The organism is Maritalea mediterranea, assembly GCF_021568695.1.
Classification (GTDB): Bacteria; Pseudomonadota; Alphaproteobacteria; order Rhizobiales; family Devosiaceae; genus Maritalea; species Maritalea mediterranea.
On sequence record NZ_JAKGTI010000001.1, the window covers coordinates 1,647,804 to 1,662,019 of the forward strand.

The 14,216-nt window shown below is 54.1% G+C and carries 16 protein-coding genes; 3 read left to right on the plus strand and 13 right to left on the minus strand.

Features of this window, described 5'->3' with window-relative positions:
* Positions 1–105: 105 nt before the first annotated feature.
* Both repB and repA read right to left on the minus strand, forming a co-directional pair.
* Positions 106–1,107 carry a plasmid partitioning protein RepB gene (gene repB, locus L1I42_RS07945; RefSeq protein ID WP_236113938.1) on the minus strand — a complete coding sequence of 334 codons (1,002 nt, stop codon included), beginning with the start codon at positions 1,105–1,107 and terminating at the stop codon, positions 106–108.
* Positions 1,104–2,324, minus strand: coding sequence for a plasmid partitioning protein RepA (gene repA, locus L1I42_RS07950; RefSeq protein WP_236113939.1), 1,221 nt, complete (start codon positions 2,322–2,324; stop codon positions 1,104–1,106). Before repA ends, repB begins: the two co-directional genes overlap by 4 nt.
* 269 nt (positions 2,325–2,593) lie before the next feature.
* Between repA and L1I42_RS07955 the strand changes: the two genes are divergently transcribed.
* Complete coding sequence (locus L1I42_RS07955) at positions 2,594–4,030, plus strand: mannose-1-phosphate guanylyltransferase/mannose-6-phosphate isomerase (RefSeq protein ID WP_236113940.1); 1,437 nt, start codon at positions 2,594–2,596, stop codon at positions 4,028–4,030.
* Between the two features lie 4 nt (positions 4,031–4,034).
* On the opposite strand, the gene L1I42_RS07960 is transcribed toward L1I42_RS07955, so the two are convergent.
* From L1I42_RS07960 to L1I42_RS07970, 3 genes are all read right to left on the minus strand, one after another.
* Complete coding sequence (locus L1I42_RS07960) at positions 4,035–5,312, minus strand: sugar transferase (protein WP_236113941.1); 1,278 nt, start codon at positions 5,310–5,312, stop codon at positions 4,035–4,037.
* A gap of 179 nt (positions 5,313–5,491) precedes the next feature.
* Positions 5,492–5,869, minus strand: coding sequence for a PRC-barrel domain-containing protein (locus tag L1I42_RS07965; protein ID WP_236113942.1), 378 nt, complete (start codon positions 5,867–5,869; stop codon positions 5,492–5,494).
* Between the two features lie 234 nt (positions 5,870–6,103).
* A complete protein-coding gene (locus L1I42_RS07970) occupies positions 6,104–7,069 on the minus strand; it encodes a sodium-dependent bicarbonate transport family permease (RefSeq protein WP_236113943.1) in 966 nt (321 codons plus the stop codon).
* A gap of 119 nt (positions 7,070–7,188) precedes the next feature.
* Between L1I42_RS07970 and L1I42_RS07975 the strand changes: the two genes are divergently transcribed.
* Complete coding sequence (locus L1I42_RS07975; protein ID WP_236113944.1) at positions 7,189–8,094, plus strand: LysR substrate-binding domain-containing protein; 906 nt, start codon at positions 7,189–7,191, stop codon at positions 8,092–8,094.
* 2 nt (positions 8,095–8,096) lie between these two features.
* On the opposite strand, the gene L1I42_RS07980 is transcribed toward L1I42_RS07975, so the two are convergent.
* Genes L1I42_RS07980 through L1I42_RS07990 form a run of 3 tightly spaced genes read right to left on the minus strand, consistent with a single transcriptional unit; the run spans position 8,097 to position 9,764 of the window.
* Entirely contained in the window at positions 8,097–8,900 is an 804-nt protein-coding gene (locus tag L1I42_RS07980) for a glutathione S-transferase family protein (protein ID WP_236113945.1), read from the minus strand.
* A 21-nt stretch (positions 8,901–8,921) separates the two neighbouring features.
* Positions 8,922–9,299: a hypothetical protein gene (locus L1I42_RS07985; RefSeq protein WP_236113946.1), complete on the minus strand. Its 378-nt coding sequence runs from the start codon at positions 9,297–9,299 to the stop codon at positions 8,922–8,924.
* A gap of 15 nt (positions 9,300–9,314) precedes the next feature.
* Positions 9,315–9,764, minus strand: a complete 450-nt coding sequence (locus L1I42_RS07990; RefSeq protein WP_236113947.1) for a cupin domain-containing protein — start codon at positions 9,762–9,764, stop codon at positions 9,315–9,317.
* A 104-nt stretch (positions 9,765–9,868) separates the two neighbouring features.
* Between L1I42_RS07990 and L1I42_RS07995 the strand changes: the two genes are divergently transcribed.
* Positions 9,869–10,840, plus strand: coding sequence for a LysR family transcriptional regulator (locus L1I42_RS07995; RefSeq protein ID WP_236113948.1), 972 nt, complete (start codon positions 9,869–9,871; stop codon positions 10,838–10,840).
* A gap of 1 nt (position 10,841) precedes the next feature.
* On the opposite strand, the gene arsH is transcribed toward L1I42_RS07995, so the two are convergent.
* From arsH to L1I42_RS08020, 5 genes are all read right to left on the minus strand, one after another.
* Positions 10,842–11,564, minus strand: coding sequence for an arsenical resistance protein ArsH (arsH, locus tag L1I42_RS08000; RefSeq protein ID WP_236113949.1), 723 nt, complete (start codon positions 11,562–11,564; stop codon positions 10,842–10,844).
* A 7-nt stretch (positions 11,565–11,571) separates the two neighbouring features.
* Complete coding sequence (gene arsB, locus L1I42_RS08005) at positions 11,572–12,633, minus strand: ACR3 family arsenite efflux transporter (RefSeq protein ID WP_236113950.1); 1,062 nt, start codon at positions 12,631–12,633, stop codon at positions 11,572–11,574.
* Positions 12,634–13,140, minus strand: coding sequence for an arsenate reductase ArsC (locus L1I42_RS08010; RefSeq protein ID WP_236113951.1), 507 nt, complete (start codon positions 13,138–13,140; stop codon positions 12,634–12,636).
* Positions 13,130–13,480: an ArsR/SmtB family transcription factor gene (locus tag L1I42_RS08015; protein WP_236113952.1), complete on the minus strand. Its 351-nt coding sequence runs from the start codon at positions 13,478–13,480 to the stop codon at positions 13,130–13,132. Before L1I42_RS08015 ends, L1I42_RS08010 begins: the two co-directional genes overlap by 11 nt.
* Positions 13,481–13,601: 121 nt before the next feature.
* Positions 13,602–14,003: a MerR family transcriptional regulator gene (locus L1I42_RS08020; protein ID WP_236113953.1), complete on the minus strand. Its 402-nt coding sequence runs from the start codon at positions 14,001–14,003 to the stop codon at positions 13,602–13,604.
* Positions 14,004–14,216: the final 213 nt, after the last annotated feature.

Sequence of the window (14,216 nt, forward strand, 5' to 3'; positions counted from 1 at the left end):
ATCGAGGAAGGCTTTCGAACCGTCGGGTTTGGAGGCCTTTTTCTTTGTTTAAATTTCCTTTCCTGTTTTGTTTAACATTAAAACCTTGTCAGTTGACAAGGTGGGTTATGACTCCTTGCGAAGTCGGTTATATTTTTCCAAAAGCGTGTCCATTTCTCGCTCCAGAAAATTTGCAAATTCAACCTGATGTTGTTTTTTTAACTTGATCCGAACCTCATTTTTGCCCCTTTGCAAGGTGCCTACTTCGCCCAATGAAAGCGAGGGCGCCCGTTGTGTGGAGGGTTTTTCAGGTTTGGCCAGCTTTAGTGTAAGGCCGAATCGGTCGTCCGGGGATAAGTTTGTTTGCACCTTGTCAGTTGACAAGGTGTCTAAAAGTCGGTCTTCATCGACGCCTTCTTTCAGTCGGTCGGCCAATTCAATCCATCTGGGGCGACCAATGCCGGGCGCGCGGCCGATCAGTTGAATGAGGGGTGCGCCGACCTGCTTGATGACATAACGGAACTTCGAAAGCTGCGCGTCATCCACATTGAGGGCGGCTTTGATGTCTTTGGGCTTTAGGCCTGCGCGGTGCATTTCATCGGCGAACAATGCCCGTTCAATCCAGCTCAAATCTTGCCGGCTGGCATTTTCGATGCCCTGGGCGACCACGAGATCGCGATCGGAATAGTCGACCAGAATCGCCTTGATCGGCTGGCCCAGTTCCTTTAGGGCGCGCCAGCGACGGTGGCCATAAACGATCTGATATCGATCTGGTTGGTCGGCATGAATGCGCACCGTAATGGGGACCTGCTGCCCCTCCTCCGCGAGGCTTTGCTTAAAGCTTTCGAAGGCGTCTGGATTGTCGTCGGGCAATCGGTCCTGAAACGGGGACGGATCAATCTTTTGGGCGTCGAGTTGTAAAATCTTATCGGCGCTTTGCGCATCGGCCAGCAATTGATCGCGTTCCTCGCGCAGTTGCGACAGGGTGCGTTGAGTGGTGCCGATAATGCCAGCGGCCACCCGGCCCGGCGCTTTTTGCTTCTCGTCCGATTTGGTGTCTTGTTTGGCAGGAGGGCTGTCGCCCGTTAGATCGCCAAAGCTGGAGACAATGGATTTGCGTTTGCTCATTTGCGCCCCCAGGCTTCGTGGATCAGATCGAGGATGGCACCATTCACCAAATCCATGGCCTCGCGCGCCCGCTTCAATGTGTTGCGCTGCACTTCGCCCGCTTCCACTTCATAAATGGAGCGCTTGCCTAAACCCGCGGCTTCGACCGCCGTGCTTTCAAGCGCGGTGGGCAGCAGCACATCGGTGGCGAACAAATGGCGCAACAGTCCCACAATTTGGGCTTGCGCCTGATCGTTCGGGTCGTGTCGCGTCACCAGATAGCGCATAAAATCTTTCTGCATGGTGGCGCCCGCATTGCGGATCACGCCGACCAAATCGCCCATCATCAGCAAGAACTGGTTCATGGACGCCACATCCATCATGGCCGGGTGCACCGTCACCAACAGGCCGGTTGAGGCGTAAAGCGACGCCAAAGTCAAATAGCCGAGGGAAGGGGGCGTGTCCAAAATCACCACATCATAATCATTATCGACCTGCTTGAGCGCCTGGTCCAGGCGTTCGAAAAAGATCGAGCCATGATTTTGCTCATTCAATGCCAGGACCCGCGGGGTATCATATTCAAACTCCATCACCTCGATATTGCCGGGAATGAGGTCCAGGCCCGGGAAATAGGTTTTGCGGATCACATCGCGAATCGGGCGCTGCTGATCGTCATAGCGCAAAGCGGCATAGATGGTTTCGTTGCTGGCGACATCAAATTCAGGCTGGGTGCCGAACATGGCGGACATGGAGGCCTGCGGGTCAAGGTCGATGGCCAGAACACGGTAGCCTTGCAAGGCCAGATAGTGGGCCAGATGCACACTTGAGGTGGTTTTGGCGCTGCCGCCTTTAAAGTTGGCGATGGCCAGAACCTGCAAATGCTCGCCCTCGCGCCGGTGCGGTAAAAAAGTGAGGGCATCGTTGGGGTTCTTTTGGGCAAAATATTGCCGCAGCTCGTTAATTTGCTCCAGCGTATAGGCGCGGTGATTGTTTTCCAGCCGCTCCGGGGTGGGGCCTTTGCCTTCAATGGAAAGGGTGCGCAGGCTGGATTCTGAAATCGAGGTGAGCTTGGCCACTTCCGGCGTCATAAACCGGCGCAGGGACTTTTGCGCCTGCGGTGGATACATGCGCTCGCGCAGATTTTGCAGCTGGTTGGACAGCATTTCTGCATGCCGCAAAATCTTGTCGACGGAATCCTCTTCGTCCGGGTTGACGCTGATTAAATCTTCTGTTGCCATTTTCTGCTCTGACGTAAAAATTCACGATGACGGCTTTTTTGCGTCAGAAAGTTGCCACAGATTCGCGATTCCGTCCAGAAATTTAAGGTTAACGCATGGTTAAAGTGCCGACAAGCACAGAAATGTTCTGTAATCTCAAAAAAATCCTCCTGTTTGTCATGACAAAATTGACTTGTTGACGCCCATTGCACAAGATTGACGCTAATGGCAATTTCGTCCAATAACCTAGCTTAATCCATCCATTTAAGCGATTTGAAATAGAGTTTCCTATGCCGCAGAACCAAAGTCAGATTGTCCCGATCGTCCTTGCCGGGGGACGGGGAACGCGATTATGGCCGATTTCTCGTTCTTCACGACCCAAACAGTTTCTTGCACTGGGAGGAGCGGGCAGCTTGTTTCAAGAAACATTGCAGCGGGTGGCGGATCCGGATCAATTTGCAGCACCCATCATTGTAACCAATGAAGACTATCGTTTTCTGGTGGCAGAGCAGGCCCAGGAGATGGGCATTGAACTCGGTGCGATTTTGCTGGAACCGGCCGCGCGCAATACAACGGCGGCCATTTTGGCGGCGGCGCTCTATGCCCAACAGCAAAATGAAGAGGATCAGGTGCTTTATGTGCTGGCCTCGGACCATAAGGTTAAAGCTGATGCCGGCTATCATGAGGCGGTGAAGTTGGCAGCAGAATGTGCGGGGGAGGGGGCGCTGGTCACCTTTGGCATCACGCCGACCGAGCCGGCCACAGGCTATGGCTATATCAAACAGGGCGAAGCCCTGCCCAAGGGGGGCCACAAGGTTGCTGAGTTTGTCGAAAAGCCGCAGCTTGAACGGGCACAGCAAATGCTGGATGAGGGCGGCTTTTATTGGAATTCTGGCACCTTCATGATGCCGCGCGATGTTTATGTGGCAGAATGCGAACGTTTGGCGCCGGAAACGAGCGCCGCGGTGGCTGAGGCCGCGCAACGGTCGGCAATCGATATGGACTTTGTGCGTCTGGACAAGAAAAGCTTTGAACAAGCGCCGGACATTTCCGTCGACTATGCCATTTTTGAGAAAACAGACCGGGCCGTGGTCGTGCCCAGCGCCTTTTCCTGGTCCGATCTGGGCAGTTGGGATGCGGTGTGGAAAGTTGGCGATAGTGATGAGGGGGGCAATGTCACCCAAGGGGAAGTGACGCTGTCAGACACCAACAATAGCCTGGTCTATTCCGATTATGCCCATGTGGCGGTGCATGGGCTGGACAATGTGGCCGTTGTCGTAAGTGAAGACGCGGTTTTTGTTGGCAATCTCAATGAAGCCCAACGGGTGGGCGACATTGTGAAGCGGCTGAAAAGCCAACAGGAGACACAACCGCTGACCGAGACACATAAAACCAGCTATCGCCCTTGGGGTGGGTATTCCTCGCTGGTGATGGGGGATCGTTTTCAAGTGAAGCGGCTCTTTGTGAAGCCCGGCAAGCAATTGAGCCTGCAAAAGCACCATCACCGTTCAGAGCATTGGGTGGTGGTCACCGGTACCGCTGAAGTGACGGTAGGCGATAAGGTACAGCTATTGGGGGAAAATCAATCTGTCTATATCCCGCAAGGCGAGGTGCACCGCTTGGCCAATCCGGGCAAGATTTTGCTGGAATTGATCGAAGTGCAGACAGGGGCTTACTTCGGGGAAGACGACATTATTCGCCTTGAGGACGAGTTTGGGCGAGCATAGAAATCTATTTCGCGCCGCTTCCGGTCACCATCACTTTTATGGTTCGCAATGCGATCAATATGTCTAGACTCAAAGAAACGTTTTTGGCGTAAAAAAGGTCATAGGCGACTTTTTCGCGCTCCCCGTCGATTGTCGCTACATGGCCATGGTTGACCTGCGCCCAGCCGGTAATCCCGGGTGGAACCAGATACCGAAGGTCATATTGTGAAAACTCAGATCGATACCATTCCGATAATTTTACCGCATTTGGTCGTGGACCAATCCATGCCATTTGGCCCAAAAGAATGTTGAATATCTGTGGTAGTTCATCCAAGCGCGATTTTCTGATGAATTGCCCAGCGCGTGTTATACGTTTGTCGTCCTCTTTTGTTTTTGCGTCTTCAAGCGATGTACTTCCAGAAGACTTATGACTCATGGTGCGAATCTTGTACATCCGGAAGGGTTTACCTTTAAAACCCGTGCGCTCTTGGATATAAAAAACGGGTCCGCCATCATCCAACTTTATCCAGATGGCGAGAATTGCCAATATTGGTATGAAAAAGGGAAGGGCGAATAAAGCGATTATCCAATCCAAATATTTTCTGATAAACAGATAGCCCCGTCCCCAAATAAGTAATGACCGATCGTTAGCAGTGACCTTGTCCAGATCTACCTTTCCGGTCACAGCCTCTTTGATTGCGTCCACAGTATAAACCGGCAGATTATCTAGTCGCGCTCGCGTGACAAACCGTTGCCAATCCGGTGGTATTTCCGCCTCATTACTGACAACCAAGGCATCGAGGACTTCATGACTTTGATTGGGATTGGTCAAATCCTCCCAATTGATTCTGGGAAGTTGTTCGAGCTTACTTTTTGTGATCGGCGGGACCAAGCCAATGCGCCCTATCTCATAACGCCGCAACAAAATTGTGCCAATAATATACCAGATTACCAAGCCGACGAAAGCAGCGCCGAGAACGACCCGGCTATAGTCAATGCGCAGAAAATATAGCGTTGTGGAGAGGACCAAAAAGTAGAAGGCTAAAATGGGGATTGCTAGAAATTGTGGTGCAGACCCGGGAATACGCTCCGTCGCCAAGTAACTTAGATGGGCCACCAGTAATAGAGACAAGGCAGCCCCGGTACTGATGAGAATCGGTTGTTGAGTGGGGAACTTAGGATGCCCAAAAATGATAAGCTGAGCCAATAGAATGCTACACAGCGAGAAAAACACTGCCGTAAGTACAAATAAAATATTGATTGTCCACGACCTTTTCAAAGATCGTAGAGAAAGGGTCTTCATGATTTAGTTTCCATGGATGTGCTGCATGCGCACCGGTCTGCAGATACAGGGCGGCCTTGTCAAGTGATTAGGGCAAAGTGGCCCCATTTAGATAATAAAGTGTGGCCCGACCAACGCAAAGGCGCCAACCCAGAAGGAAAAGCGCCTTTCAATTTTGGTTCCTACATTTTGCGCTGCTGTTACCGTACATAGGGCATGGTCGCCCAATAGGGCAGCACACCATAGTGGTTATAGATGGTTTTACCCTGTTCAGGCGTCCAAAGGGCGTCATCTTCGCCTGGTGACTTAGGGGCGCCCTCAACTTGGTCACGGTCCACATCAAGGTGGTAGCCATCTAGCTCTTCGTCATAGGTCAGCTTTTCCCAAGGCAGGGGATAGGTGTGGCCGCCAAGGCCGAAAAAGTCACCAAAGCGGACCACGGCGTAGCCGACGCGACCGCTGGATTTTTCGATCATCAGCTTTTCCACCTCGCCAATATCATTGCCCTTCAGGTCATAGACTTTGGTGTTTTCCACCTTGTTAGAACTGATCAAGTTATGGGTTTCTTCCTGTGCCATGATCGTCCTCGCTTTCGTTTCGTGTTGTAAGACGAACGAATAGAAGCAGCGAGAGTTCCGCAGGCTGCGTAAGCTATATCAATTGCGGTGAGATTTTTGCGGCCTACGGCCGCATTTCGCTTTGGAACAAAGCGGGCCGAAATTTCGGGATTTTGCCGCCGATTCTGCGGATATCCTAGCACTTTGCGGGGGCAAATAGATAGGCGGGCACCGCAAAGCGCGCCCGCCTGCAATTTAGATCATCGCCAGGGCGAGATAGAGGGGCAATCCGAAGGTGAGGTTGAACGGAAAGGTGATACCCAGCGACAGGGAGAGGTAAATCCCTGACTTTGATTGCGGCAGCGCCAGCCGCATGGCGGCGGGCACTGCAATGTAGGACGCGGAAGCATTGAGCACCATAAACAGGAAGGTGCCGCCGGTTGAAAGCCCGATAGGTTGCGCTACAACCCAGCCGATCAGGGCGCCCAGCAAGGGCATAGTCACCCCAAAGGCCAACAGGCCCCATGACAAGTCGGCGCGGTTCAGCATTAGACTCCGGCCCGCCGAAAGGCCCATATCCAGCAAAAACAGACACAGAACCCCGGTAAAGGGCAGCACAATAAAAGGTTCGATCTGGGCCAGACCGGGTTTGCCTGTGGCGGCGCCGATCAAAAACGCACCCACCAACAGCACAATCGAGCCATTGGCCAGAATGTGCCGCGCCAGATTGGTGTCGACCTTGGTTTGGCCTTTGTCGCGCGCGGCCAACCACAGGGCAGACACAATGGCGGGGGCTTCCATGATCGCGGCCACGGCCACCAGATAGCCCTCGCTATCAATGCCGCTGGTTTCCAACAGGCTGGCGGCGGTGACAAAGGTGACGATCGAAATCGAGCCATAATGGCCCGCCACCGCGGCGGCGTTGACCCGGTCGAGCTTGGTGATCGCCCGCAAAAGCGCATAGGCCAGAACCGGTAAGAGCAGCGACAGCAGGGCCCCGGCGGCCAGGCTGGCCAGCAATTGCCCGGAAATACCACTTTCCGCGACGCTGACCCCGCCTTTAAAGCCGATGGAGAGCAGCAAATAGATCGACATCACCTTGGCGGCACCTTCGGGGATGGACAAATCGCTTCGGGCAAAGGCGGCCACAAGACCGAGCACAAAAAACAGAATCGTCGGGGCCATCAGATTATTGGCCAACATATCAACAGAAAACGACATCAAAACTCCTTTCAAGGGGCTGCCGGATAAAACCGGACTTGCTCATGGCGGAGTTGAGATATAATTTCAAATATATATATGCGTTGATATACATAGGTTAAAACTATATTGGTGCCATGATGAGACCGACCATTCGCCAGCTTGAATATATTGTCACCGTGGCCGATCTGGGCCGCATCGGGGCGGCTGCGGCCAAGCTGCATGTCAGTCAGCCCAGCCTGTCGGCACAATTGGCAGAAGTGGAGGCCGATCTGGGGGTGGCGCTGTTCCATCGAGATCGCCGCGGGGCGACGCCCACTGAAGAGGGCCGCGAGATTGTGCGCCGGGCGCGGTTGATATTGCGCGATATGGCCGACTTGCGGGCGGCGGCCAGCGGGGGCGGGGCCTTTGTGGGCCGGTTACGGCTGGGTGTGTTGCCCTCGATCAGCCCCTATTTGCTGCCCAATGTGGTGAAAAGGTTGCACTCGGACTATCAGGATTTGCGCCTCGTGGTGCGCGAGGAAAGCACGCGCGGATTGGACGAGGGGTTGCGCTCGGGCCGGTTGGATATGATCATTTCAACGCCTGAGGACCACGCCGCCGGTTTGGCCACCCCCTTGTTCAGGGAACGTTTATGGGCCGCACTGGCGCTTGATGATCCATTGGCCAAAAGCGGCGCAGCCATCAGCTTGGACCAACTCGCCAACCGCACTTTTTTAACCCTGGGTCCGCAGCACCGCCTCTCGCATATTGTTGCAGGCCTGGCCGGTCAGGTTGGCGGCTATCTGTCTGACGAATATGAGGGCACCAGCTTGGATGCAATTCGTGCCATGGCGGCTGCCGGGGTTGGGGTTGCGATATTGCCCGAAATTTACACCAAAACCGAAGCTCAGCGCGGCACCGATGTGCGGTTGCGTCGTATCGATGTGGACCGGGCACAGCGGGACATTGCGTTGGTGGAACCGCATCGAGGTGCCGCCAGCCAAAAAAGCGCTGCGCTGGCACAGGTGTTGCGTGACGAAGCGGCAAAGCTGCTCAGCCAATAGTGTTAGCTGTTGCCCATCAGGCCCAGTTCCTGATCGCTGGCGCGATGGTTATACTTATCCTTGGGCGGCCAGGGCCGTTCGCGCCAATCGGGGGTGAAGGCAAAGCTGGATTTCTCACGACCGTCCAATAGCGCCCCATTGCCCGCGCCCAGGGCGTAATCATAATAGAGTTTTACGATCTCTTCGCGGCTGACCTGTTGTGTGGCCGGATGGGCCAGACAGGCATCGCGCCATGCCAAAAGTCGGCTAAAGGCATCTGTTTGCGGGATGTCAAAATCCTCATAATAGTCCAGAAACCAGAAGCGCATGAAGAGCGGCGTATAAACAGCCTCGGCCAACCCGAATTCATCAAACAGATATGTGCCATCAGGGCTATGATGGGCCAGAAAATCGTTCAGCGTGCGATAATGGCTGAGCATTTTATCGATATAGGTTTGCCGCTCATCCGGATTTTGGTTCATCACCATCATATAACCGCTCATGGTCAGCGGCCCTTCAAAGGCAATCAACATGTTTTCAACCGCATGCCGGAGTGCCTCTCGTTGACGGATCGGTCGGCCGATCACCTCATCCAGATAACGCAGGATCACCAGACTTTCCTTCAAAATCTCGCCATCCGTCGTTTCCAGTACAGGCAAAGACGTGGTGCCGCGGGTTTTGGCCAGCAGTTCGGGGTCGCGTGGCTTGGTGATGTCCACCACTTGAAAGTCAACCGCGTCTTGCCGACCCTTCAGGGCCAGCAAGATCTCGAGCCGTTGAGAAAAAGGGCAAACGGGGATGTGATAAACTGTAATTTTTTGGCTCATTTGTTTGCCCTTTCGTTGGATTTATTGTTTTACGCCCACGCCGTGGCGCAGGATCATAAAGATAAACAGGCCCATGGTGGCGATGGTGACAATTGATCCCACTTTGGCCAGCGTTTCCCCCGCGCCGCTGATCGCCATGGCAATACCTGGCACCAAGATGATCACGGCCAACACACTGATGCCGAGATGGATGGGCGCTAATTTGGATTTTGCAGCCCCCGGCGTCAGCGCATAATAGATGCCATAGATCGTCAGGGTGACAAAGCCGATCAGATTCAGGTGCCCATGGGCAGGCGACAATGTATGGTCATTTGTGGCCGACATCTGGATGCCCCATGCCATGCCGATAAGGGCGCTTAACGCCCCGGCGGCAAAAAACCATTTTGTTAGATCCCTCATTTTCTCCTCCTTCGTTTATTTTGCTTCAAGTGGGGGGCCGGTAAACCGCAAATTATGGCGCTTTGCGGCGGCCTCAATCGCCGGCATATCGGCCGGTATATCGAATTGGCCAGCGGCCATTTCAGTGAAGAAATATTCAAATCCCCCTGGGGTAAGGATTACCAAATGGCGTGAGGGCGCATCACCAATAATCTGGAATGTATGCTCCGCACCGCGGGGCACATAAACACTCTCGCCCGGCCCCTTTTCGAAAGTTTCACCTTCCAGCCAGAAGCTGCACCGCCCGGTGAGCACCACGAAGGTCTCATCCTCGGCTTCATGCACATGGCGTGGCGGGCCGCTGCCCACAGGGGATAAGCTATCCACCACCGAAATGCTGCCACCCGTCGCCTCGCGCGGTAACAGGTTTTTATAAAGCACACCGCGCCAATTCAGCACTGTGTCGTCAACTATGAAATCATTCATCGTTCCTCCTCCTTTGGATGAACGAAAGCGCTCCCGTTGCCAGAACGTTAAATCTGCAGTTAAAATAAACCAAACTGATTTTATTTATATAGGTTATTGACCAAATGAATTTCGCTGCATTTGATCTGAATTTAATGCGGGTGCTTGACGCTTTGCTGCGCGAAAAATCCACGGTAAAAGCGGCGCAGAAATTGAACTTGTCGCAATCAGCCGTTTCCAGTGCCCTTTCAAGGCTGCGGCATGCGCTTGATGATCAATTGTTTATTCGACGGGGCAACCGGTTGGTGCCTACCGATTATGCGGAAAAAATTGCGCTGCCCTTGCGCGAAGAGCTGGATCGGCTTGAAGCGCTGTTTGCGCAGCCTAAATCGTTTGAGCCGGCCGCAGAACATATGGATTTCCGCATTGCCGCGTCTGATTTTTTTGCTGAAATGCTGATGCCGTCGCTGGCCAATGGAATGGCACAGGCGGCGCCAAATATTCAACCCAAACTGATCGATTTGGTGCCCCATCGTTATATTCAAACAGTGGAGCAGGGCAGTTCAGATTTGGCGTTAATTCCAGATGAGCCCTTGGGCAACTGGGCGGAAAAACAGTTTCTGTTCCACTCGGCATTCGCCGTCATCGCCAGGCGAAATCACCCTGCGCTGCAAAAAGCCAACATCAAAGCGGGCGAAATGATGCCGCTTGACCTGTTTTGTGCTCAACGCCACGCCCTGTTCTCGCCAGAGGGCAATTCATCCGCCATGGGCGATGCGGCCTTGGCCAAACTCGGCCGCACGCGCAAGGTGGGCATGACCCTGCAGGTTTTTTCCGGCGTCTGCCGGGTGGTGAGCGAAAGCGAGATGATCGCGCTGATCCCTTGGCAGCTGGGGCAAAAATGGGCCGATCAAATGCAACTCGACATTTTCGTGCCGCCCATGCATATCCCCATCGTCAAAATTGTCGGCGTTTGGCACAAACGCTCCACCAACAATCCAGCCCACCGCTGGGTCCGCGAGCAGATCTTTAAGGAAATGAAAAAGCTGGACGCAATCCAGCCCGACCTGGCGGCATGGCCGCAGGCGGGGCAGTAGGCTATATCGCCTTCATATTCACCCGCTTTGAGAGCTCCTCACTTGTTTCCACCCGCTCGGAATAACGGTCCACCAGATAGGCGGCGGTGCCGCGGGTGAGGAGGGTGAATTTCATCAATTCTTCCATCACGTCCACAACCCGATTGTAATAGGGGGAGGGGAACATGCGGCCCGCTTCGTCAAATTCATTAAAAGCTTTGGGGACCGAGGATTGGTTGGGGATGGTGATCATGCGCATCCAACGGCCCAACACCCGCATTTGATTGACGGTATTGAAGCTTTGCGACCCGCCGCACACTTGCATCAATGCCAAGGTGCGACCCTGGGTGGGGCGCACGCCGCCAATGGGGGCAAGGGGGAGCCAGTCGATCTGGGTTTTCATCAACCCGGTCATGTTGCCGTGCCGCTCCGGCGAACACCAGACTTGTGCTTCTGACCAAAGCGACAGCTCGCGCAGTTCTTGCACCTGTTCATGCTCGACATTGTCTTCATCCACTAGCGGGAGACCTTTGGGATTGAAGAGTTTCACTTCTGCACCCAATGCCTCCAGTATCCGCGCCGCTTCCTCGGTTAAAAGCCGGGAGAAGGAACGTTGGCGCAAAGAACCATAGAGCATCAATACGCGCACGGGATGGGCGGGCTGCGCTGCGAACAAATTGCTGTGGTCAATCGGGTGCAACTGGTCGGCGACCAGATTGGGCATATCGGGTTTTTGGTCCGTCATTGGGTTGTTATCCGGGGAAATGTTGCTTGGTGCGGTTGGCCAGGGCGACAAGCGACAGCATTACTGGCACTTCCACCAGCACACCGACCACGGTGGCCAGCGCTGCGCCAGAATTGAGGCCGAATAAGCCAATCGCCACGGCAACGGCCAGCTCAAAAAAGTTGGAGGTGCCGATCAGGGCGCAGGGGGCGGCGATGCGGAAGGGCACTTTCATTTTCCACGCGGCCAAATAGGCAACGGCAAAAATGCCATAGGATTGCAGCAACAAGGGAATGGCGATCAACAGGATCAGCAGCGGATTTGCGAGGATGATTTCGCCCTGAAAACCGAACAACAACACCACAGTGGCCAACAGCCCGGCGATGGAAGCGGGCTTGAGTTTGGCGGTGAACGCATCAACGGCGGTCACATTGTGGGCGCGGGCGATCAGCGCTTTGCGGGTGAGATAACCCGCCACAAGCGGCACCAGCACATAAAGCACCACGCTCAACATCAGCGTATCCCACGGCACGGGTATATTGGTGACGCCGAGCAATACCGCCACAATGGGGGCATAGGCGAAGATCATGATGAGGTCATTGACGCTGACTTGTACCAAAGTGTAGTTCGCATCGCCCTTGGTGAGGTGGGACCAGACAAACACCATGGCAGTGCAGGGCGCGGCGCCCAGCAAGATCAGCCCGGCAATATAGCCATCGGCTTCTGCGGGAGTGATGAACGCCGCAAAGATATATTTGAAAAAGACGACGCCCAACAGCGCCATGGTGAAGGGCTTGATCAGCCAGTTCACCACCAAGGTGATCGCTAGGCCCTTCGGTTCTTTCGTCACATCTTTGATGGAGCTGAAATCGACCGACACCATCATTGGGTAAACCATCGCCCAGATCAAAATCGCCACAGGCAGATTGACCTTTGCCACTTCCAACTGCGCCAGAAACTGCACCAATCCGGGCATCACTTGCCCAAGGCCGATGCCAACGATGATGGCGAGGGCGACCCAGATGGAGAGGTATTTTTCAAAAGTGCCAATGCCGCCAGGGGCGGTGGTAGTTTGCTCTTGCGTCGACATTTAGGCCACCTCTTCCATTTGGCCGATGGCCATCATTTCTTGTTTTAAAGCAGTGGGGTCGAGCCGATCGAATGGCAGTGCCAAGAAGCGCGAAATGCGCGCGTGCAATTGGGCATAGGCCAGATCAAATGCAGCTTCTACCGCCCTCGGAGGCGCGGTCACCGCGGCGGGATCTGGAATGCCCCAATGGGCCGTGGTCGGTTTGCCAGGCCAAATCGGGCAGGTTTCGCCCGCCGCATTGTCGCAAACCGTAATGATATAATCGAGCGCTGGCGCATCGGCCCCGGCAAACTCGTCCCAGCTTTTAGATCGAGCAAAGCCAGTGTCGATCTTATGCTTTTCGAGTATTTTGAGCGCTTGCGGGTGCGGTTCGCCCTTGGGCTGTGACCCGGCGGAATAGGCAGCAAAATCTGGGGCACCGAGATGGTTGATCAGCCCTTCGGCCAAAATAGAACGGGCCGAATTGCCCGTGCACAGAATAAGTATGTGAGCGGGATTACGCGTCATTACAATTGTCCGTTGAACAGGTGATCTGTTGAATAAAGGGCTGGCACAATTGCGGCTGGCCGCCGCAACAATCCTCCAGCAAAAAGGAAAGCATGGCAGTGACCCCCTCCATATCCGCATAATAGCGAATGGTGCGACCCTCGCGCTTGTTTTTCACCAGGCCCGCATTCAGCAGCACTGAAAGATTGGCCGACATGGTGTTTTGCTTTACCTGCAGCTTTTCGCCAATTTCCCCGGCCAACAGCCCATCCTCACCGGCTTTCACCAGCAGGCGGAACACGTCAAGCCGTGTGGCTTGGCTGAGGGCGGCAAACGCTTGGGTTGATTTATTTGTATCCATATATCATGAATAATTGATATATTTGAGCGGGTCAATGGAAAGATGATGTTTTTTGAAGCCCGGATTAATCGCCCTTCATTGTTTCCAACTCTTGGTAAACGGACAGGCTTCTAACAGTAGGCTACCCGAACAAATCCTCAATCATCGGGCAGTCTGGTGCGTTATTTGATTGACATTTTTGATGCAGGCTTTGCAACTTGCTTTCGAGTCGTTTCAGCTCTTTGATCTTGTCTTGAACATCCGCCAGATGGGTGGCGGTGAGGGCGCTGACTTGGCGGCAAGTCATTTCATTTTCGTCGGCCATGATGAGAAGCGAGCGGATTTGGTCTATGGAAAACCCCAGATTTCGCGCCCGCTTGATAAAGCTGAGCTGCCGTTTTTGCTCTAGACTATATTGGCGATTGCCACCGGCGGTGCGGTCTGGTGCGGGCATCAGCCCGATCCGTTCATAATAGCGGATGGTTTCAATATTGACGTCTGTGGCGCGTGAAACCTCGCCAATGGAAAAAGCTTTGCCCGTCATCACATTTCCTTGAACAGATTTCGCTTGCATCTGTAGTTACTACAGATCGTAGACTTTGGCTAGATGAAGGCCTCTTGCCCCGTGTTTCTTGGACGCACCAACGAAACTCATCAGACAGGCCGACATTCGCCCAGCGACGGGAATATCGCTGGGTCCATCGAACCAACGGGGTTCGGTGCACGCCGGGAAGTGGGGGTGGCGAGTGGACCGACA

Excerpts from the sequence above, each read along its gene's own strand:
- repB (WP_236113938.1), bottom strand. The coding sequence starts at position 1,107 with ATGAGCAAACGCAAATCCATTGTCTCCAGCTTTGGCGATCTAACGGGC.
- repA (WP_236113939.1), bottom strand. The coding sequence starts at position 2,324 with ATGGCAACAGAAGATTTAATCAGCGTCAACCCGGACGAAGAGGATTCC.
- L1I42_RS07955 (WP_236113940.1), top strand. The coding sequence starts at position 2,594 with ATGCCGCAGAACCAAAGTCAGATTGTCCCGATCGTCCTTGCCGGGGGA.
- L1I42_RS07960 (WP_236113941.1), bottom strand. The coding sequence starts at position 5,312 with ATGAAGACCCTTTCTCTACGATCTTTGAAAAGGTCGTGGACAATCAAT.
- L1I42_RS07965 (WP_236113942.1), bottom strand. The coding sequence starts at position 5,869 with ATGGCACAGGAAGAAACCCATAACTTGATCAGTTCTAACAAGGTGGAA.
- L1I42_RS07970 (WP_236113943.1), bottom strand. The coding sequence starts at position 7,069 with ATGTCGTTTTCTGTTGATATGTTGGCCAATAATCTGATGGCCCCGACG.
- L1I42_RS07975 (WP_236113944.1), top strand. The coding sequence starts at position 7,189 with ATGAGACCGACCATTCGCCAGCTTGAATATATTGTCACCGTGGCCGAT.
- L1I42_RS07980 (WP_236113945.1), bottom strand. The coding sequence starts at position 8,900 with ATGAGCCAAAAAATTACAGTTTATCACATCCCCGTTTGCCCTTTTTCT.
- L1I42_RS07985 (WP_236113946.1), bottom strand. The coding sequence starts at position 9,299 with ATGAGGGATCTAACAAAATGGTTTTTTGCCGCCGGGGCGTTAAGCGCC.
- L1I42_RS07990 (WP_236113947.1), bottom strand. The coding sequence starts at position 9,764 with ATGAATGATTTCATAGTTGACGACACAGTGCTGAATTGGCGCGGTGTG.
- L1I42_RS07995 (WP_236113948.1), top strand. The coding sequence starts at position 9,869 with ATGAATTTCGCTGCATTTGATCTGAATTTAATGCGGGTGCTTGACGCT.
- arsH (WP_236113949.1), bottom strand. The coding sequence starts at position 11,564 with ATGACGGACCAAAAACCCGATATGCCCAATCTGGTCGCCGACCAGTTG.
- arsB (WP_236113950.1), bottom strand. The coding sequence starts at position 12,633 with ATGTCGACGCAAGAGCAAACTACCACCGCCCCTGGCGGCATTGGCACT.
- L1I42_RS08010 (WP_236113951.1), bottom strand. The coding sequence starts at position 13,140 with ATGACGCGTAATCCCGCTCACATACTTATTCTGTGCACGGGCAATTCG.
- L1I42_RS08015 (WP_236113952.1), bottom strand. The coding sequence starts at position 13,480 with ATGGATACAAATAAATCAACCCAAGCGTTTGCCGCCCTCAGCCAAGCC.
- L1I42_RS08020 (WP_236113953.1), bottom strand. The coding sequence starts at position 14,003 with ATGACGGGCAAAGCTTTTTCCATTGGCGAGGTTTCACGCGCCACAGAC.